The organism is Fibrobacter sp. UWB1, from assembly GCF_002210325.1.
In the GTDB taxonomy this organism is placed as follows: domain Bacteria; phylum Fibrobacterota; class Fibrobacteria; order Fibrobacterales; family Fibrobacteraceae; genus Fibrobacter.
In genome coordinates, this window is sequence record NZ_MWQL01000015.1 from 12291 (window position 1) to 31535 (window position 19245).

The following is a 19245-nucleotide window of genomic DNA, read 5'->3' on the forward strand; positions in this document are numbered from 1 at the left end:
GCTCCCCAATAAAGGTTGATTTGATGTTTGATTTGAATGCTTTTTTTGAAGGGATGTCCAAGCCGCTGCTTCGCAATGCTCATGCGAAGGCTTTTGGCCACAAGGGTCTGTTGAACAACGCCCTCATCCAAGATGAAACGCTCGGTTTTTATAACGACAAAGAACGTGTCGCAGGCCTGTTCCAGAAAATGGAACCGTGGCAGCGCCACTGCATGACTTTGATTTACAATAGTGCATCTAGAGGTCTTACCTTTAACGAACTTCGACTGACGGTTCCTGTGAGCAAGTGCCGCGACCTGCAGACCTTCTTGCTCGAAATGTGCCGCGAGTATGTGCTCTGGCGCAGTCCGTCTACAAGCACCTCGGTGTATTACGGCTTTGCGAACTTCCTCGGTATCTTTGATGAACCGCTTGTGGAAGCTCCCGCTGTAAAGGGTGCGGACTTGTTCTACCAGAACCTGATTGACTGGCATATTTGCGAAGTGCTCGCCTTGGCCATGACCGGCGACCTGAAAGTCAATAACAGCAATGCATTGCACCGTCGCAGCTACCAGATTTGCACCGAAGCGTTTGCTTCTGCAAGGCGCATCTCCGAAAAGACTGCCGAAAACGAAGTCTCCCTGATTTTCAGTTTCCTGACCGGTAACGGTTGGCTGGAACAGGAAGACGCATGCCTTGTCCCTACAGAGAAGGCTCTTGAATTTATCCGCAAGAACGGTTTCCGCCTGCATCAGGACTTGGTTTCCTGGTGGCTCAAGGAACGTTTCCGCGGCGACCGCAGCCATTGCGTGCGTTTGCTTCGAATGCTCGACAAGCCGCGTACGGCTCTCTTTGCTTCTTCTATTTTCTGGGTGCTGGATCCGACGTTCCGCCTGCAAGAAAAAGATGGCCTGATTGCCTGGGAATACTTGCCGCGCCCGCTGCGCGAACTTTGGCTCTTGGGCCTTGTCCGCTTTACCATGGTGGGCGGCAAGGTGGCGGCTGTTACGCTTGAACAGGCCGGCCGCGACTGGCTGGAATCATCGATTGCGTCGGTGCCGGAACAGAATATCTCTTGCTTGCCGAACTTTGAATTGATCGCTTCGACTGGAACCTCGCCGCGCGTGCTTTTGATGCTTGCCTGCCTTGCGAAGGTTGAAAACGATGAAGTGTATTTGCGCTTCTCGCTGAATCGCGAAAGCTATCTCCGCGGTCTCAAGTGCGGTATTGCCGAATCCGAAATCGAAAACTTCAAGGGTTGGATTAAGCCGCCGGTCAACGTGGAATCGACGATTACCGAATGGAATACGTCTTATTACGGCGCCCGCGTGCAGACGGTTCGCTTGCTCAAAATCGAAAATGCCGACGTGTTGAACGAACTTTCCAGGTTCCCGCAGTTCATGGAATGCGCCAACGAGTACATTGCCGGCTACGGCTTTGTGCTCAAGCCCGAAATGGAATCGCGCGCCTTTGAAATTCTTACGAACTACGGCTATTGCCCGTTCGTGGAACGCAAGAACGTGAATCGCTCGAGCGCTCCGACCGAAGAATGGCGCAAGGATTTTGTGGTCGCCTGGCCCGAAGCGAAGGCTCCGGATTACGAACTCAAGGACACCGCCAATTCGGAAACCTTGCAGACGGCGCTCAATTCGACGAAGTACGGCAACAACTACCAGAAGTTGAGCACGTTTGACTTGGTGAAGGTGTTGCGCTATGCAAAGACCGTGGGCGCTCTCATTGGGGCCAAGGTCAAGAACCCGACCAAGCGTGGCGACAACGAAGTCGAAAGAAGCTTCTTTGTGCATGCATTGAAGCTTGCGAAGTCCCCGCAGACAATTGAGATTCAACCGTACGGAAGCGAAGTCCCCGAATTGTTGGAACTTTCGTTTATTCAAGAAGTCAAGGTCTATAACGGCCGCCAGCCGCAGTGATTACGGCAGCGTTTGGGCAAAGCCTGCAATGTCGATGAGTTCTTCTAGCGTGAACTCGTCGATGTAGGCGGCCATGCCGCGTTCGCTATCACCAAAGTTGACATGATACCAGAAAGTCGGCATTTCTTCGCGGGCTCGGTCTCCGAGGAAAGCCGGCTTTTCGTAATAGGGGGAAAAGTTGAAGCGCCTGCCGTCGTTGCCGTGGCACGGTCTGCAGTTTTGCATGAAGAGCTCTTCGCCGCGTTCAAGGTTCGCGCCCTTGATTTTGCCGTCTTTGTCGAGCAACTTGTACACAAGCAGCGCCATGCGGGCATCTTCGCGCGTGAGCGTGTCGCCCGGGGAACCTGGTTCGGGCTTTTGCGTGGCAACAGTCTTTCCGTCTTGCGGTTTTGCGTTCGTATCGCCTGCAAATGCCGAAACTCCGAGCAGCAACCCGTAGGCCGCTAAAGCCAAGATTCCTGTAGATGCTAACCGAGCGAATTTCATGCAAATCAATGTAATAAAATGTTGAATGTGAAATGTGCGATTATTCATTGCACATTCCTCATCAAACATCACACATTTACTACTATTTCCCTATGCGTTGTTTGAATTGGATTTGTTCGACATTGGCGGGCCTTGCCTTCATGTCATCATTCTCGTTTGGAGCGGAGGTCTCCGTGGATCAGTTCTCTAAGAATCTGTTGTTCAGCGGTCGCTGGGAACATGGAAATGCTTATAGCCGTACAAGTGCTCCGGCTGCCATGGTGCAGTTCAAGGCGGCGGCCAAGTCGCTGGAATTTGAATTGGAAGGTGAAGCCAGATTCCGTGTCGACGAAGACGGAAGAGAGATTGCCGTGTTTACAACAAACACACGAAATGTGTATAAAGTAAAAACGACCGGCGGTGCAGGTCCGCACCTTTATCGCCTCATCAAGATCAGCGAAAGCAATCCGGGCGGCGTCCGCCTGTATAGGGTAGCCACCGACAAATCGGGCAAATTTGACGAACCTCCGAAGGCGTCTAACCGCCGCATTGAATTCATTGGCGACTCGTTTACCGTGGGCTTTGGCGACGAAGGCCAGAACGGTCAGGACGAATCCCTGGTGTTCGAAAAGACGAACGCTTCCAAGAGTTTCGCATTCCTGATTGCCGATGGTTACAAGGCCGATTTTCAGGTGAATGCCTTTAGCGGGCGTGGACTTGTGCGCAATTACGACAACATCGTGCCGGAATGGCCGATTCCGCGTTTGTATGACTTTACAGTACCGGGTGAAGCCCCGGGGGATCTTGCAAACGGTGTTTCCGAGCAGTCCATTCGTTACGATTTTGATTCTTTCCATCCGCAGGTCATAGTCCTTTTCATTGGAATCAACGATTTCCAGGGGAATCCGCCTTACGCAAAGTACGACGCCTTCAAGAAGGCCTATGCCGAACTTCTTGACAAGCTCCGCAAGGCCCATCCGGGAGTCAAGTTCCTGCTTTTGTCGACCAAGGTGTGGCCTAACGATGACTTGACCCCGACTGTCAAGGCGATTTATGACGCCCAAAAGGCGGCCGGAAAGTCCGACCTGGAATTCATGACGCTCACGACGGCGAATGTGGGACTCCTGGGACACCCCGACATACATTCACACGAAGACATGGCGAAGGCGGTTCGACCCCTGATCGGGCGCCTCGGAAGGTGGCTTTCCCGCTAGTTTTTTGTGCAAAGGGTCCTTCTTTTCATACAAAAGACCCTTTTTTGCGCATTATTGCGTAAGTATCAACACTCTTTTTTACAGAGATTATTGCTTTTTTTGTCTTTTTTGTATATTTAAATTGAGGATTTTGGTAGGATAGTTCCCATGTCTAGGATACTTGAGAAGATATACGTTCTGTTCAGGATGAACATTCTGATTTTCGTGCTTTTGGCAATCACCGTCATTGCTCTTTTTGCGCATCAGAATGGCCTAGACGTGATTGAGCCTTTGTACCTGCATGACTATCCGTATATTATTGCCGAGACGGACTCTGCAGATGGCGGTGCGTCGGCTGTAAAGCTTTCCCGTACCGATTCTTCCATTATCGTGGACTACGAACTGAAGGAAGGCTACGCCTACCCGTATGTGGGCGTCAAGATTTTCTTGGGTGACGGCAAGACCCGCGGTAAGGACCTCTCCAAGTTCGACAGTATTTTTGTATGGGTGAAACCCCGTGGCGAAGGAACCGTACGTCTTTACATGCGCGGCTACGACAGCACGTTCTCCCGCCCCGACGATGAACTTTCGCTTAAGTTCAACGAAATTGAATTCTTCCCGCTGGAAGAAACCTACCCGGCCGTGTTCGTTCCGCAGGAATTCCGCGTGGCCAGCTGGTGGGTCGCCCAGAACGGTGTTAACGTCCATAACGCAAGGGTCGACCTTTCGAACATTCCGCTGATTGAAATCCAAACGGGTACGAATGCTCCGCTTGGTTACGGAACGCTTGAAATCAAGGGTCTCTGCTTCAAGGGCAAGAAGATTTCGAAGGCTGAACTTTCGACGGCTCTCGTGGCCCTCTGGTTCATTACCTTCTTCGTGATTTTGATGATCCGCTTCTTTGACTACAGCCGCGAACGTACGGCAAGCAAGAAGAAGCGTGAAGAACTTGAAAAGAACTTGCGCGCCCTCGAAATCGAGAAGAGCGAATACGAAAAGTCCAGCAAGGAAGACCCGCTTACGGGTTGCCTGAACCGTGCCGGCTTTAGCAGTGTGCTCATGCGCGAACAGGAAAACCTGCAAAAGAACGACAGTCCGGTGTCCTTCGTGATTCTGGATATCGACCATTTCAAGCATGTGAACGATACTTACGGCCACATGGTGGGCGACGAAGTCCTTGTGAACCTCGCCAAGCTCATCCAGAGCAAGATCCGTAATACCGACGCCCTGGTGCGTTGGGGTGGCGAAGAATTCGTGATTCTGTGCGGCGATACGCCGATCCAGAATGCCCAGTTCCTTGCCGAAAAGCTCCGTATGGCAATCGAGAACTCGCAGCTGATCAAGCAGCAGAAGATTACCTGCTCCTTCGGTATTGCCGAAATGATCGCCGGCGAAGACCCGAAGCGCCTGTTCGAACGCGCCGACAAGGCCCTTTACGCCTCTAAGGAAAATGGCCGTAACCGCGTCACGAGTGCAACGTTCCGCCATACCAGGTGATGAGGTATGAGGACGCCCCCATGGGGGCTTTGAGCGGTGAGTTTTATCGTGAAATGTTTTCTTAAGACCTCAAAGGGGCGTAAGCCCCGCGCTCATAGCTCAAAGCAGCGAAGCTGCGTGCTCTTGGCATTTCTTATTCTCCTATTATCCAGTTGTGCCAAGCACGAACCCGAGGTCGACTTCAAGCCGCTCCAGATGCATTGGGTCTTGGCCGAGGGCGAAGATGAAACCCTGATGCCCCGCAAGGACGAGTGTGTGATTTTGCTCACGGCACGCCTGATGGCCGAACCGCCGGTGCAGGCCTCTAGCGCCGGCGAACTGAGCTACAAGGTCACCTACGGCCGTAGCCCCGAAAACCCCAAAATCCTCAAATTTGACGGAATTTGCAAGGATTTGTCCATAATGGACAAGCCGGAATGCCGTTGGGAGGCTACCTGTGATGCCGATTGTAAAGTCGTTGTAAACTTCCACAACGGAGATTGATTCTGTGGCATAGAGTTTTGATAGTCAATGATTTATCTTTATAGTTATGAAGAAGATTTTTGAATATACGGACTATCGCGAATGGTTGAGGGATGCTTTTGAGGATTTTAAGCAGCGTAAGACTGTCATTTCGTGGCGCTACATGGCCATGAAGATGGGCGCTGATCCTGGCAACCTCCTTCGCGTATCGCAGGGCAAGATCCACTTGCCCCTTAGTCTGATTAAGCCCGCAGCGGAATTCTTCGAACTTGAAGGCAAAGAAGCCGACTATTGGGCTGAAATGGTGTACTTCGGCCGCGCCAAGACCGACGCCGACGCCTTGCAACACTACGAACGCATGCAGGCCCTGAAGGGCGTTTCTCTTAAGTTGTTGCAAAAGAAGGAACTGGAATTCTACCGTCACTGGTACTACAATGCCATACGTTCCGTGATTGGCATTTGCAAGTTCAAGGACGACTACCAGGGGCTTGCCGAAAGTTGCACCCCGAATATTACCGAAAAAGAAGCCCGCGACGCCGTCAAGCTGCTTGCGGACCTCAACATGATTTCGACCGACCGCGACGGCTACTGGAAGGTGAACGACACCTTTGTATCGACGGGGGGGAACTGGCGTTCTCAGGCTGTACGTGCATTCCAGCACGAAACAATCCGCCTTGCCGACGAATCCCTGGACAGGCACCAGCCGTTCCTCAGGGACATTAGCACGGTCACCATGACTTTTTGCATGGACGATATCCAGCTCCTGCGCGAAAAGATTAACGCTTTCCGCGAAGATTTACTACGTTTATCCCAAGAAGGGACGGATGACGATACTGTATTCCAGTTGAACATCCAGATGTTCCCCTTGGCATTCACCAAACCCCTGAAGGAAAAGGAGAAAGAAAAATGAGAAAATCGCTCTTTCTTTTGCCTTTGCTCTCGCTGTCGTTAGCGGGTTTGGTTGCCTGTTCCAATAACAAGGATGACGTGGCTGGTGGTCCGGGTAGTATTACTACGAACGGACTTGCTCTTATTGATGGCCAGCCTGCATCTTATGCGACTGTGGCTCTCCGTAAGGTGGACTATAAGGAATCGTCCGCTGACGAAGTGAATGCCCTCGTGATTGCGGATTCCTATGCCGACGAAAAGGGCAACTTCAAGGTTGAAATCCCGGCTGACGGCAAGTATCGATTGACGGTGGTTCGCGACGGTGTGGCCTATTCCAGGGTTTTGACCCGCAATGAATTTGCAGAAGCGGGTGTTTCGCTCAAGCCAGATACCGTGCGCCTCGAACCGACCGCCGTGCTTACCGGTGTCGTGGATGTTCCTGAAGGATCGTCTACGGTATGGGTCGGTATCGTGGGTACCGATGTCTTGGTGAAGACCGATGAATCCGGTTGGTTCGCGCTTTCGTCTATTCCGGCCAATGACTCCTTGCAGCTGTACTTCGTGAACGAGGACTTCGACAAGAGCTTGGGCGAAAAGGACCTCTTTGTATCTCCGATGGAATCGATTATGCTGGATTACCGCGAAACTGCGGCCCCTGAAGATACGACTCCGGAAGATACGGTTGAACCTGAAAAGCTGCTGCAGGTCTTGGCTTTGCTCAAGGACGGAACTCCGGCAACGTATGCAACGGTCGCCCTGCGCGCCGCCGATGCCAAGGTTGAGGATTACGCCGTGCAGAACACGATGGTGGAATCTGACCTGCGTACCGACAAGAATGGCCGTTTTGAAATGGAATGGCCTGACTCGGGCAATTACCGCCTGACGGTTACCAAGGACGGATTTGCATACTCCAAAGTCTACAAGGCCAAGGACCTCGCGAAGCTCGACACGCTCCGCCTGGAAGCGACTGCCTCTATTTCGAGCAAAGTAACGCTCCGTACCGGTGAAGAATTCCTGTGGGTGGGCGTTTACGGCCTCGATTTGTTGGTCAAGACAAATAACGCGGGCTCTTATGTGTTGCCTAGCGTGCCGGCAAGAGATTCGCTCGATATCTACTTTGTGATGCCGGATAGCGCAAAGACCCTGTATGCCGAATGGAAGGCGATTGCCGAGCCGTACAATACCAAGTTCACGAACCCCGTGATGGTGCTGCAGGACTTTGAAGACGGTATCAAGAGCTGGTACGTGAATACGGACGCACTCTTCAAGGGTACGACGCTTACGCCTTTGGCGAAAAACGTGGCCGACGGCATTGTATACGATTCGACTCGCAAGTCCAAGGTGTTCCATGGCAAATACAAGCTTGCCGATGACGATTACGCCTGGGTGCTTGTCGGAACGACCTTCGAACACGAGATGAATTTCTCCGCGATCGATTCCGTCGTGTTCGACGTCAAGGGCGATGGCAACATTCGCCTTTCGCTTGAAAACTACATCAATGACACCAAGAGCCTGAAGGCAGCTACCGATTGGATGCCTATCACTGAAAAATGGCAACACATTAACGTGAACCCGGCAGAACTCTGTGTCGGAAACGCCAAGACGGAAACTTGCTTTACCTCTTGGAGTGGCGTAAAATACTTGGTCAAGCAGCTCCACATTTTCCCGCAGGACGGCACCGAATTCTACATCGACAACGTGACGATTTACGGTGCTCTGTTCTAGGAATCAAATACAATTTTCTTACAAGTAAAAGCCGCCTTAAAAGGGCGGTTTTTTTATGTGTTTTTTCGCATCTTGAGGCCTTGTTTCGCTCTGTTTAGTCTTGTATACAATCACGAAATTAAGTATCTTTGGGGTTATATGGAAACCCTTGAAAAAGAAGCGGCTGTTGCCCTCGATTACCTGTCCCGCATCTCGAAAGAAGCGGAAAAGAAGTTTGATGAATTTTTGCCGCCCGTAGCCGACCGTCCGGAAAGGCTTCACGAGGCGATGCGTTATTCGATGTTTGCAGGCGGCAAGAGGCTCCGCCCGGCACTTGTTCGCGCTGCGTTTGACATGTTCGGCGGCAAGGGCGAATCGGTGGACTACGCCATGAGCGCCCTTGAAATGATTCACACCTTCTCCCTCATTCACGATGACCTGCCCTGCATCGACAACGATGACTTTAGGCGCGGAAAGCCCACGAGCCATAAGCAGTTCGGCGAAGCCACCGCCGTCATGGCGGGCGATGCCCTTTGCGTTTTGGCTTTTGAACTGATGGGCAAGACGGGCAATGCGAAGGCGATCGAAGTGCTTGCGCACCTGCTCAGCACCTACGGCCTTATCGGTGGCGAAATGATCGACATCGAGTGTGAAGGCAAGAAGGTGGACCTTGATACGGTCGATTACATCCATTACCACAAGACGGCGGCCCTCATCGAGGCGGCTCTCCAGGTGGGTGCGATGCTTGCCGGTGCCGACGACAAGTCTATCGAGGCTATTCGCGACTATGGCCGTTCCATCGGCCTTGCATTCCAGATTGTGGACGACATTCTGGACATTGTTTCTACGACCGAAGAACTGGGCAAGGATGCCGGTTCCGACATCGAAAAGGGGAAGGCGACATACCCGGCTCTCGTGGGTCTCGACAAGTCCCGCGAGCGTGCACACGAACTGTACGAGGAATCGCTCAAGGCTTTGGATGGCCTCAAGTGCGACACCACGATTCTGCGCTCCATTGCCGCATTCATCATTACCAGGGTTAACTAATGGACCTTAAGAATATCAAGTCCCCCCAGGACATAAAGCATTGCTCTGTCGAGGAGCTTTATCACCTGGCGTCGCAGATCCGCGAGACCATCATCGGTCAAGTGGCGAAGCATGGCGGTCACCTGGCTTCTAGCCTGGGTGTCGTGGAACTGACGCTTGCCTTGCATTACGTGTTCAATGCTCCTGACGATAAAATCGTGTGGGACGTAGGGCACCAAGCTTACGTGCACAAGCTTTTGACGGGACGTTTCGACCGTTTCGAGACGCTTCGCCAGCAGGGAGGCATTTCCGGATTCTTGAAGAGGAACGAAAGCGAGTACGACTGCTACGGCGCCGGACACGCGACGACCTCTATTTCTGCAGCCCTCGGCTTTGCCGTGGCGCGCGACCACTTCAAGCGCAAGAACAGCGTGGTCGCAGTCATCGGTGACGGCTCCATGACGGGCGGTATGGCTTACGAAGCCATCAACAACGCCGGTCTTTCGAAGCAGAACATGACCATCATCTTGAATGACAACAAGATGAGCATCGCCCCGAACGTGGGTAACTTCAGCAAGTACCTGAACCGCGTAATTTCGGACCCGGTCTACAACAAGATGCGTTCGGACTTGGACCGCCTGATGAAGCGCCTTCCGGGAATTTTGGGATCGCGTTTCCGTGACTTGTTCTTGCAGGCGGAACGCGCCGCGAAGACTGCGGTAAAGCCGGGACGCTTCTTTGAAGATTTGGGCATCCGTTATTTTGGCCCGATCGACGGTCACGACATCAACGAGCTGATTATGCTGTTGCAGCGTGTCAAGGAACAGCCGGGCCCGTGCTTGGTGCATATCTTGACCGAGAAGGGACGCGGGCTTGATGCGGCCGTGAAGAACCCGACCAAGTGGCACGGCATTGGACCTTTCGACCCTGAAAGCGGACTTCCGCTTGCTCCGGGAAAGCCGAACCCGTCACTCACGCATGTGTTCGGGCAGACGTTGCTTGAACTCGCGAAGAAGGATGACCGCATTATCGGCATTACGGCTGCCATGCCTACCGGTTGCGGTATGGACATTGTGGCGAAGGAACTTCCGGACCGCGTGATTGACGTGGGCATTGCCGAAGAACATGCGCTCACGTTTGCCTCGGGTCTTGCCTGCGACGGCGTGGTTCCGGTGGTCGCGATTTATTCGAGCTTTATGCAGCGCGCCTACGACCAGATTATGCACGACATTGCCTTGCAGAACTTGCATGTGGTGATGGTGCTTGACCGTGCGGGCCTGGTCGGTGCCGATGGCCCGACCCACCATGGCGCGTTCGACTTGTCATTCTTGCGCACGGTGCCGGGTATCACCATCTTGGCGCCGAGCAACGAAAACGAACTGCGCGACATGGTGCGCGCGTCTATCGACATGAAGGGCCCTGTCGCAATCCGGTATCCGCGCGGGACCGCACTGGAAGAACACCTGAAACCCGCTCCCGAAACCGTGGACGTGAAACTCCCGAAAGTTCTGGAAGAAGGCAAGGACATTTTGCTCCTGGGTGCAGGATTCATGACGAACGAACTCAAGAAGACGGCTGCCGTTCTCCGCGAAAACGGCAAGAACCCCACAGTGGTCGATGCCCGCGTTATCAAGCCGCTGGATACCGAGGCTTACCGCAAGCTCTTTGACGCCCACAAGGTGATTGTGACGCTTGAAGACAATACGCTGGTAGGCGGTTTCGGTTCTGCCGTGGCTGAACTCATTGCCGATCTCGGCTATACCGACAAGCGCCTGTTGCGTTTCGGCCTGCCGGATCATTTTGTGGAACAGGGCGAAATTCCTGCCTTGTTCAAGCTTTTGAAAATTGACGGGGAATCCGTCGCCAAACAAATCATGGAAAAAGTATGAGCGAAGAAAATAAAAACCGCACCGTAAAAGTGACTCTGGACCGTAAGTTCGGAGTGAGCGAAAAGCCTGAACGTCGTCCGCGCCGTGACGATGACCGTGAAGAACGCGGTGGCCGCGAAGGCCGTTCTTTTGACCGTGGCGAACGTAAGTTTGGCGACCGTAAGCCGTTTGGTGACCGCGATCGTGGCGAACGTCGCTTTAACCGTGATGGTGAAGGCGAAGGCCGCTTTGACCGTGAACGCCGTCCGCGTCGCGACGGTGATGACCGTGGCTCCTTTGGTCGCCGCCCGTTCGGTGACAGGGGTCGCTTTGGTGGCGACCGTCGCCCGCGCCGCGAATTTGCATCTGCAGGTGCTCCGATTTACCGCCAGCGTCCTGAAGAACAGAAGGAAGAAGTCGAAGAAGTATTGGACGAAGCTGCACTCGAAGCACGCGTGGCCCAGGCCGAAGCCAGCGAAGATTCCAACTTCAACCCGCCCTGGTACAAGAAGCTTTTGGCTCTCACAACCGAAAAGGGCCGCGAACGCGAAGGCAAGTTCCTTGGTGAAGGCGTGCATGTGGTGCAGGAACTCGTGAGCAATCACCGCGAACTCGTGATGGGCGTCTATGTGACGGAATCCTTTAACGACGAAGCCTTGATTGAACAGATTAACGAAGCCGAAATCAGACTGAACGTGCTCACTGACGAACAGATGAAACGTCTGTCTTCGACCATGACCACGCAGGGCGTGATTGCCGTAGCCCGCATCGCAAGCAAGAAGCCGGTTTATGAATCGAGCCGCAGCGTGATTACGCTTGTGGACGCCGTGCAGGATCCGGGTAACCTCGGAACGATTTTCCGCACGAGCCTCGGCTTTGGTTCCGATGGCATGATTCTTGGTCGCGGTACCGTGAGCCCGTTCAACCCGAAGGTGGTGCGCGGTTCCTCGGGCACCTTCCTCCGTGTGCCTTTTGAATTTGACGTGGATCTCGTGGACCAGATTAACTTCTTGCGCAGCAAGGGTTACACCATTATCGCAACCGATTTGCATGCCAAGCAGTCCCTGCGCCAGATTCCTACGAACAAGCTTCGCAAGATGGCTTTCCTCGTGGGTAACGAAGGTGCTGGCACCAACCCGTACTTCATTGAACTCGCCGACGAAACGGTGAAGATCCCGATGAGCAGCGAACTCGAATCCCTGAACGTCGCTGTCGCTCACGGTATCCTCAGCTACGAAGCTGCACAGATTCAAGAGGAACTTAAGTAATGAACTTCCAGGCTCGCTTAGAAGAACGTATCGCCAAGTGCGGTAACCCGATTTGCCTCGGCATGGATCCGGTCATGAAGCTGATTGACCCGTGCTGCCCTGAAGGTACTGCCGAAGACAAGATTAAGCGTTTTTATTCCGAAATTCTGGAATGCTGTTTAAAGCGTAACGTGACGCCCGCCGTGGTGAAGCCGAACAGCGCTTACTACGAATGCGTGAGCGTGCAGGCGATGCTCGTGTTGCAGCAGCTGATTGCCGACTACAAGAGTGCCGGCATTCCCGTGATTTTGGATGCAAAGCGTGGTGACATCGGTAAGTCGAGCGCCGCTTATGCAACCGCCGCTTACGATGTGTACAAGGCCGACGCCGTGACGGTTTCCCCGTGGATGGGGGCTGATTCCGTGGGTCCGTTCATTCGCGAAAATTCTGAAAACGGTGCTTATGTGTTGCTCCGCACGAGTAACAAGGGCGCCCACGACTTCCAGGATTTGCCGGTGTCCCGTAGCGATGATCCACGCGATGTTGCCGAAGCCTTCTATTCTGTAGCTGACAAGATTATGGAATGGGACGCCAACCTCGGTTACCTCGGTGCCGTGGTCGGTGCAACGCATCCTGAAGAACTCGAAAAGATTACCGCTTACACGGTGGCCCACAAGCACGAAATTCCGTTCCTGATTCCGGGTGTTTCTATTCCGGGTGTTCCGGGCGGTCAGGGTGGTGACGCAAAGACGGTGCTTACCGCTATCGCCAACGGTGGCGGCAAGCGCAAGTTCCACGTGCTCAACAGCTCCAGTGGCTTGAACTTTGCCTACCAGCGCAGCGGCAAGCCCGAAAACTTCGCAAACGACTGCGTGGACGCTCTCGAAAAACTCGCGGAGGCCTGCCAGTTATAATTCAGAATTATGAATTCAGATTTCGGAATTAATTTATATTAACCATTGAATTATTTTCGACTCTGAATTCTGAACTCTGAAATCTGAATTGCCTATGCGTTTCCTAGTTGTCATATTGTTCGCTATCGCGGTTATCGCAGCGGCTTTTCATTTTGCGAAGCCCTTGCCCGGTACAAACTTCGACGAGTCATTCTTGCCGAAGGCCTCGACAGTGCATTATGTGGCGGCGGGGCACGACGCATCGGTCGCGGGACTCTTCTGGATTAAGGGCTTGACTGAACTTGGCGAAAGCTACTTGACCGGTAAGGAATATGCTTACCTCGGTCACGTGGCGGAACTTTCGACGAGTCTCGATTCCTTGTTCTACACGCCGTATTACTTTGTCGGTGGCGTGACACCTGTCGATGCTCCCGATACTTCGGACTTTTCGGTACTCCGCCGCGCAAGCCGCGTGTATCCCGAGAACTGGCGCCTGTCGCTTTACTATGCGCTTCGCCTGGCTCGCGGACCTTACCCGAACAGGACTGAGGCCGCTAACGTGATGCGTAAGTATTTCGATAGCCCGGACACGACCATTCCCGACCATATTCGCACGATTTACCGCAGTTTTGAAATTGACGAAATGCAGACGGAAACTGCGCTCGAAACGGTGTTGAACGACGTGATGCAGCCGCGCTTCAAGAAATTCCGCGCGAGTTTCTATTCAAAGATTTTAAGGTTGATCGGCTATAAGGGCTTGATTAACGATGTGGAAAAGGACGAGCATTACCAGAAGGTAAAGTATCTCGTCGATGGCATGGCCGATGGCAAGATCCACCCGGCAATCGTTTACCGTGAACTCCTTGCCATGAAGAAGATTCGTGACGACGAGCTCGCAGAAGCTAAGGCGAAAGAAGCCGCTGCTGATTCTACGGCGACAAAAGATACGACTGCCGCTGTAGAGCCGAAGGCAGAAAACTAAGGCAAAAAGATTCGGAATGAGGGAGTATAAATTACTTCCAAGAGATTTAAATTCCGAATTCCGAAATCCGAATTTTAACTCTGAATTCTGAACTCCGAATTCCGAATTTTAAAGCTATTCCCCGCAGCGCTTGGCGTTGTTCGGAAGTCCCATCAATTCAAAAGCGTTCTTGCAGCGGGCTTTCAAGTCTGTTGCTTCGTTTTTAGGAGTGCTTTTCAATTTAGAGCGGTAATAAAGAATGGTTGCCGTGTTGTAGGGCTTGTTTGCCTTGATTGCGTTTTCTTCGGCAACGCGGTAAAGGGAATCGGCTTCGCCGCTGCCGGAAAGGTCTGCCATGCGGGCGGCGATGAAGGCGTAAAAGCCGCCCTTCTTGTCGGAACGCTTGCCGGTCATCTTTAAGGCGTCGGGAGCGCGGTCGCTGCGAACAGCCGCATAGGCAATGGCGCATTCTCCGTAGAAGGCAGCCTGTGCGGTTTCTTCATTTTTCTTTAAAGCTTTTTCGTCGTAGGCGCTGCAGATCTTTGTCGCTTCCCTGTATTTTTCTTGGGCATTCAAAAGGCTGATTTTCACCTTCGTGTATTGCAAGAGCGTACCTTGGTCCAAAACTTCTTTGCGGACGACCGAGAGCAACGAGTCTGCAAAATCCAGGTCGAGGCTCATGGTACGGATTTGCGCCATGGCGATAAGTACGCGGCCTTCCGAAAGCAAGTCTGCTTCTTTGCGGCTTGCAAGCAGGGCTCGTTCGAGCTGGTTGTAGCCCTTTGCGAATTTACCCTTGTCTAAAGATCTTTGGGCACGGAACGAGTAAACGCCCGAATCGGAAGCACTTGCAATGGAGCCCGCGGCAAGGAGTGCGATAATGGCAGTTTTAAACTTTACCATAACGTCTCCACCATAAAGGGCACGGAATCTTGGTTAGGCATGGAACGCTTCACGATCCACATGTTCGAAATGCCTGCCATCAAGTCGTCTGCATTCTGGAGTGTCTGCTCCGTCGCTTCCATAAAGTCTGAAAGTCCAGAGGTAACGAGGCTTACCTCGTTCAGGAGACCGTCGACGCGGCCGAAGGTTTTGTCCACCTGACCCATCAAGCCATCGACGCGGCCCATCACGTTGTCCACCTTTTGTGGCAAGGGCCTGACCTCAACCATCATTTCAGAGACAGTCGTTGCAATGGTATCCACCTTTTCAAGCAAGACCGGAACGTGATATTGGATAGTATCGAACAAACCGGAAGCCTGGTGCAAAACTTTTGTGCCTTGATAGGTAATGTCGTCGAGACGCATAAGCTGGCGGTTCAAGTTGTCATACAAAAGTCTGGAACCAAACAGAGCACCAATGGTTGTACCCGTATCCTTGGCCATACCGAGAATGGTGTCGGCGGCATCGATCAATCCGTTTACGCGGCCCAGAACCATGTCGACCCTTTCCAAGACGGTTTCGATATCCTGGGATTCTCCTGGCGGCAAGAAACCGTTATCTTCCAATACGGAGCCCTTGCCACGGCGAATGTCGATGTTGATAACGCGTGCCGCAATCATGTTTTGGTCGCGCATGGCGAACACCTTGGCGCTATCCGTAATCAGGTTCTGAAACTTTTTCTCGATAATAAACTGAATTTTGACGCCATCGCCTTCGACAGACATACTGTCTACGCGGCCCACCTTTACGCCGCTAATCAGGACTTGGGTGCCCGGGCGAATGCCGAATGCCTTTTCGAAGCGGCTATGCAGGTGATATTCTTCCACACCGATCATGCCGGAGGAGAAAAGCTTTGCATAAAGCACGATACCAAAAACCATCACAGCGACGGCAGAGAAGATACCGACCAGGAGGCCGGAAATTTCCATCCAGTTAACGTGAGGTTTTGTAAAAGACATGTCAAGAATATAGATTAAAGACTTGTCAATAAATTCATTAGGTAAAAAAAAGTATGCGAAATAGTTGTAAATCATTGTAATATCTATTTTTAGGGTATGGAATACTTTGAATTTTTGAACAAATCGGTGACTCCGTACCATACGGTTGAGGCCTTAAAGGCCCTTTTTGACGCAAAATGTGGAAAAAACGCCCGTTTTTTTGAGCGCGGTGGCGCCTTGATAGCGGTGCGGGTGCCAAAACAAATTTGTTCGGACTCCCAGTTTAGGATTGCCCTTGCGCATACGGATTTTCCGACGTTGAAAATTACGCCGAATCCGGATGCTGCAGCGGCAGGTGTGCGCACTTTGCACCCCGAGATTTACGGAAGCCCGCTTTTTACGAGTTGGCTGGACCGCGACTTGGGCTACGCCGGATTGCTGGCCTATGAACTGGATGGAAAGTTAGAGACCAAGCTGATTCGCGGCGATAAGTTGTTCCGCATTCCGCAACTGGCGGTCCACCTGAACCGTGGCGTGAACCAGGACGGCCTTAAGGTGAACCCGCAGACCGATTTGAATGCATTGTGGACGGCCGTGGGCGGCAAGGAACGCTTTGTGGAAGCCCTGCAGGCGGAACTCCCTGCGGGGGCGAAGCTACTTGATTTTGACGTGCAGCTCTTTGATGCGCAGCCGGCGCAGTTTGGCGGTTTTGAAAACGAATGGATTTATTCGGGTCGCCTTGATAACTTGAGCAGTTGCCACGCCATTGCCGAGGCTTTTGCTGCGGCAGGCGCGTTGGAAAAGGATTTTCAGGTAGCAGCATTCTTCAATAACGAAGAGGTCGGTTCCGAGACCCGCGAAGGCGCCGCCGGAAATTTCTTGAAGAGCGTACTAGAAAACGTTGCTATGTCTGCTGCTCTAGATTCTTCGACTTCGCTACGCTCCGCTCAGAATGACAAGTCACTTTCGTCTCTCGTCTGTAGCGAGCTTGCGAGCGTTCTTTCGTCTAGTTTCGCCCTTTCTATTGACATGGCACATGCCGAACACCCGAACTTTGTGCAAAAGCATGAACCCAACCACGCTCCCGTTCTGGGTGGAGGCGTGGTACTGAAGATGAATTCTCAAAAGCGCTATGCCAGTGACGTGTTTTCGAACGCCCGTTTCAAGCTGCTTTGTGAACAAAATAATGTCCCGTGCCAGACTTTCGTGATGCGTAACGACATGCCCTGCGGCTCGACGGTTGGCCCCGCCATTTCGGCCTCGCTCGGGATCCCGACGGTAGACATTGGCGAGCCCATGCTCAGCATGCACAGCATTCGCGAAATGACAAGCGTTGCAGATCACGAAAAAATGACAAGTCTGCTTTTTGCATTTTGGAAATAGCCTCAAATAATTATATTTACCCTCATGCGTTTACCGATAAAGTTTACATTGAAAAATCTTGTGCCGGCTATTCTTGAAAAAGTCAAGGGTTGTTTTAAGCAGGATTCTTTTGCCCTTTGGGGACTGTTGGTTATTCTGCTCAATTTCGTGATGCTGCACGGAATCGGGTTCGCGTCGGATTTGACGTTCTGGCGCCATTGGGTGACTGACTTGCAGCAGGGTGTCGGGAACTTTACCGGCAACTACCCGCCGCTTTATGTGTTGTGGCTTCGCGTGGTTGGCGCCATTTATCAGGTGACCGGCCTCAATATGGATTTGGAATACGAACTCAAGCAGTTCTGCCTTTTCCCGGTGATTCTTGCGCATATTTCGCTTGCTCATTTTGTGTGGCTTCGCATTCATAAAAAGAGCTGGCTTCCCGAAGTCAAAACCATCGTGATGCTCCTGGTGGTGGCAAACCCGGCGTTTTACTTGGACGGCCCCATTTGGGGACAGGTCGACGTATTGCCGGTGACGTTCTGCGTGTGGGGCCTTTGGTATGCCAGCAAGCCTAAAACTTATGGCTTGGGTATGGCTCTTTTTATGCTCGGACTTTTGACAAAGTTCCAGATGATTATGTTCTTGCCGGTGTTCGGCGCACTTTCTTTGCGTTACCGCAAGGTGATGTGGCAAGGACTTCTCTCGATGGCGGGCGTGTTCCTGCTGGTGTTCTTGCCGTTTATTATCGCGGGGAATTTTAGCAAGGAATTTACCCAGGCTTACCTGAGTACGATTGACGAATATCCTTATGCATCGATGAATGCGGGTAACTTGTGGATGGTATTCTCGGGGAACATGACGCCGCAATCGAGGCCGATTTTTGAATGGGCACCCTCGTTCATGAATCCGGGGCTCTTGGGGAAGATTTTCTTTGTGGTTGTTTCGGTCGCGGTAATGGCATTGACCTTCTTCAAGCGCTTGCCGGTATCGCGCGTGATGACCTTGGCGGCATTGAATGCGTTAGCCTTCTTTATGATTTTGCCTTGCATGCACGAACGTTATGTGCTTGCCGCCGCTGTCGTTGCCATTGCGGGTGTCGCCTGCAAGAATCGCCCGGTGGTGATTTGGGCGGTACTCCTTTCGATGGTCGCCTTCTTGAACATTTCGATGATGACATCCATTCGCGGAAGCGCGCTTTGGTTCTGGATTGCCATGGCGGGAATCGTGGTAATGCTTGCCTACATGGTGCATACGTTTGCGCCGGCCGGGCTCGACAAGGCTTTGCGAGTTTGCGGCAAGGTGAAGTTGCCCGCACTTGTGCCGTATGCATTGTTTGCCTTGATTTACTTGGTAGATGTAGGCGGCAGCTATTTGCAGCAGGCAAAGACTGCTTACCACCTCAAGAAGGGCGAAAGTTTTGTTTATGACTTGAAATTGCTACACCAGTCTCAAGGCTACGGCAATACGAATATTGGCAAAACGGTCGACAATAATCCATTGCATTTGAACGGAACGCTTTACCTGAACGGAATCGGATCGCATGCGCCGTCGAAACATGTTTATGCGCTTCCGGAAAACGCTTCTCGCTTTACCGTGACTTGTGGCGTTGATGACGAATCGGGCAATGGTGTGGTAGAGTTTATTGTACGCATTGACGACAAGGAAATTTGGCGCAGTGGACGTATGGAGGGCCGCCAGACGGCAACTGCCGACTTGGACATTCGCGGTGGTAAAAAAATTTCTCTTGAAACCGATGAACTGGGCTCCAAGAATTTTGACCACATTGACTGGGTGAACCCGGTGGTGCATGTAGATTAATAAAGTCAAGCCATATCTTTACCTAAGAGAATGTCTGGCCGTGCGCTAGGCATTTTTGTATATTCTTAGTC

General features: G+C 52.4%; 16 protein-coding genes. 13 read left to right on the forward strand and 3 right to left on the reverse strand.

Annotation, left to right across the window (positions count from 1 at the left end; genetic code table 11):
* Positions 1–53: 53 nt before the first annotated feature.
* A complete protein-coding gene (locus B7988_RS11300; RefSeq protein WP_249268975.1) occupies positions 54–1910 on the forward strand; it encodes a hypothetical protein in 1857 nt (618 codons plus the stop codon).
* Here B7988_RS11300 and B7988_RS11305 read toward each other — a convergent pair whose 3' ends face one another.
* On the reverse strand, positions 1911–2363 hold the full coding sequence (locus B7988_RS11305; RefSeq protein WP_088657993.1) for a cytochrome c: 453 nt from the start codon (positions 2361–2363) through the stop codon (positions 1911–1913).
* 206 nt (positions 2364–2569) lie between these two features.
* On the opposite strand from B7988_RS11305, the gene B7988_RS11310 reads away from it, so the two are divergent.
* The 10 genes from B7988_RS11310 (at position 2570) to B7988_RS11355 (ending at position 14135) form a co-directional block, all read left to right on the forward strand.
* On the forward strand, positions 2570–3589 hold the full coding sequence (locus tag B7988_RS11310) for a GDSL-type esterase/lipase family protein (protein ID WP_249268976.1): 1020 nt from the start codon (positions 2570–2572) through the stop codon (positions 3587–3589).
* A 147-nt stretch (positions 3590–3736) separates the two neighbouring features.
* Positions 3737–5065, forward strand: a complete 1329-nt coding sequence (locus B7988_RS11315) for a GGDEF domain-containing protein (RefSeq protein WP_073322938.1) — start codon at positions 3737–3739, stop codon at positions 5063–5065.
* A 123-nt stretch (positions 5066–5188) separates the two neighbouring features.
* Entirely contained in the window at positions 5189–5548 is a 360-nt protein-coding gene (locus B7988_RS11320; RefSeq protein WP_088657994.1) for a hypothetical protein, read from the forward strand.
* 46 nt (positions 5549–5594) lie between these two features.
* A complete protein-coding gene (locus B7988_RS11325; RefSeq protein ID WP_072800019.1) occupies positions 5595–6437 on the forward strand; it encodes a TIGR02147 family protein in 843 nt (280 codons plus the stop codon).
* Positions 6434–8140: a carboxypeptidase-like regulatory domain-containing protein gene (locus B7988_RS11330; protein ID WP_088657995.1), complete on the forward strand. Its 1707-nt coding sequence runs from the start codon at positions 6434–6436 to the stop codon at positions 8138–8140. The genes B7988_RS11325 and B7988_RS11330 overlap by 4 nt, the downstream gene beginning before the upstream one ends.
* Before the next feature lie 138 nt (positions 8141–8278).
* A complete protein-coding gene (locus B7988_RS11335; protein ID WP_073322944.1) occupies positions 8279–9166 on the forward strand; it encodes a polyprenyl synthetase family protein in 888 nt (295 codons plus the stop codon).
* The gene (gene dxs / locus B7988_RS11340) at positions 9166–11034 is read left to right on the forward strand and encodes a 1-deoxy-D-xylulose-5-phosphate synthase (protein ID WP_088657996.1); all 1869 of its coding nucleotides are present in this window, start codon (positions 9166–9168) and stop codon (positions 11032–11034) included. Before B7988_RS11335 ends, dxs begins: the two co-directional genes overlap by 1 nt.
* Positions 11031–12281: an RNA methyltransferase gene (locus B7988_RS11345; protein ID WP_088657997.1), complete on the forward strand. Its 1251-nt coding sequence runs from the start codon at positions 11031–11033 to the stop codon at positions 12279–12281. Before dxs ends, B7988_RS11345 begins: the two co-directional genes overlap by 4 nt.
* On the forward strand, positions 12281–13174 hold the full coding sequence (gene pyrF / locus B7988_RS11350; protein ID WP_088657998.1) for an orotidine-5'-phosphate decarboxylase: 894 nt from the start codon (positions 12281–12283) through the stop codon (positions 13172–13174). The genes B7988_RS11345 and pyrF overlap by 1 nt, the downstream gene beginning before the upstream one ends.
* Before the next feature lie 94 nt (positions 13175–13268).
* Positions 13269–14135 (forward strand): hypothetical protein, encoded by an 867-nt coding sequence (locus tag B7988_RS11355; protein WP_141225647.1) that lies wholly within the window; start codon positions 13269–13271, stop codon positions 14133–14135.
* 114 nt (positions 14136–14249) lie between these two features.
* Here B7988_RS11355 and B7988_RS11360 read toward each other — a convergent pair whose 3' ends face one another.
* Positions 14250–15017 (reverse strand): hypothetical protein, encoded by a 768-nt coding sequence (locus B7988_RS11360; RefSeq protein ID WP_073322955.1) that lies wholly within the window; start codon positions 15015–15017, stop codon positions 14250–14252.
* Positions 15011–15985: an MlaD family protein gene (locus B7988_RS11365; protein ID WP_249268977.1), complete on the reverse strand. Its 975-nt coding sequence runs from the start codon at positions 15983–15985 to the stop codon at positions 15011–15013. The genes B7988_RS11360 and B7988_RS11365 overlap by 7 nt, the downstream gene beginning before the upstream one ends.
* Positions 15986–16111: 126 nt before the next feature.
* Here B7988_RS11365 and B7988_RS11370 point away from each other — a divergent pair, with 126 nt between their 5' ends.
* Both B7988_RS11370 and B7988_RS11375 read left to right on the forward strand, forming a co-directional pair.
* On the forward strand, positions 16112–17377 hold the full coding sequence (locus tag B7988_RS11370) for a M18 family aminopeptidase (protein WP_088658000.1): 1266 nt from the start codon (positions 16112–16114) through the stop codon (positions 17375–17377).
* A gap of 48 nt (positions 17378–17425) precedes the next feature.
* A complete protein-coding gene (locus B7988_RS11375; protein WP_170930642.1) occupies positions 17426–19174 on the forward strand; it encodes an NPCBM/NEW2 domain-containing protein in 1749 nt (582 codons plus the stop codon).
* The last annotated feature ends 71 nt before the right edge of the window (positions 19175–19245 follow it).

Excerpts from the sequence above, each read along its gene's own strand:
- dxs (WP_088657996.1), top strand. The coding sequence starts at position 9,166 with ATGGACCTTAAGAATATCAAGTCCCCCCAGGACATAAAGCATTGCTCT.
- B7988_RS11365 (WP_249268977.1), bottom strand. The coding sequence starts at position 15,985 with ATGGAAATTTCCGGCCTCCTGGTCGGTATCTTCTCTGCCGTCGCTGTG.
- B7988_RS11335 (WP_073322944.1), top strand. The coding sequence starts at position 8,279 with ATGGAAACCCTTGAAAAAGAAGCGGCTGTTGCCCTCGATTACCTGTCC.
- B7988_RS11370 (WP_088658000.1), top strand. The coding sequence starts at position 16,112 with ATGGAATACTTTGAATTTTTGAACAAATCGGTGACTCCGTACCATACG.
- B7988_RS11330 (WP_088657995.1), top strand. The coding sequence starts at position 6,434 with ATGAGAAAATCGCTCTTTCTTTTGCCTTTGCTCTCGCTGTCGTTAGCG.
- B7988_RS11360 (WP_073322955.1), bottom strand. The coding sequence starts at position 15,017 with ATGGTAAAGTTTAAAACTGCCATTATCGCACTCCTTGCCGCGGGCTCC.
- B7988_RS11355 (WP_141225647.1), top strand. The coding sequence starts at position 13,269 with ATGCGTTTCCTAGTTGTCATATTGTTCGCTATCGCGGTTATCGCAGCG.
- B7988_RS11315 (WP_073322938.1), top strand. The coding sequence starts at position 3,737 with ATGTCTAGGATACTTGAGAAGATATACGTTCTGTTCAGGATGAACATT.
- B7988_RS11325 (WP_072800019.1), top strand. The coding sequence starts at position 5,595 with ATGAAGAAGATTTTTGAATATACGGACTATCGCGAATGGTTGAGGGAT.
- B7988_RS11300 (WP_249268975.1), top strand. The coding sequence starts at position 54 with ATGTCCAAGCCGCTGCTTCGCAATGCTCATGCGAAGGCTTTTGGCCAC.
- B7988_RS11345 (WP_088657997.1), top strand. The coding sequence starts at position 11,031 with ATGAGCGAAGAAAATAAAAACCGCACCGTAAAAGTGACTCTGGACCGT.
- pyrF (WP_088657998.1), top strand. The coding sequence starts at position 12,281 with ATGAACTTCCAGGCTCGCTTAGAAGAACGTATCGCCAAGTGCGGTAAC.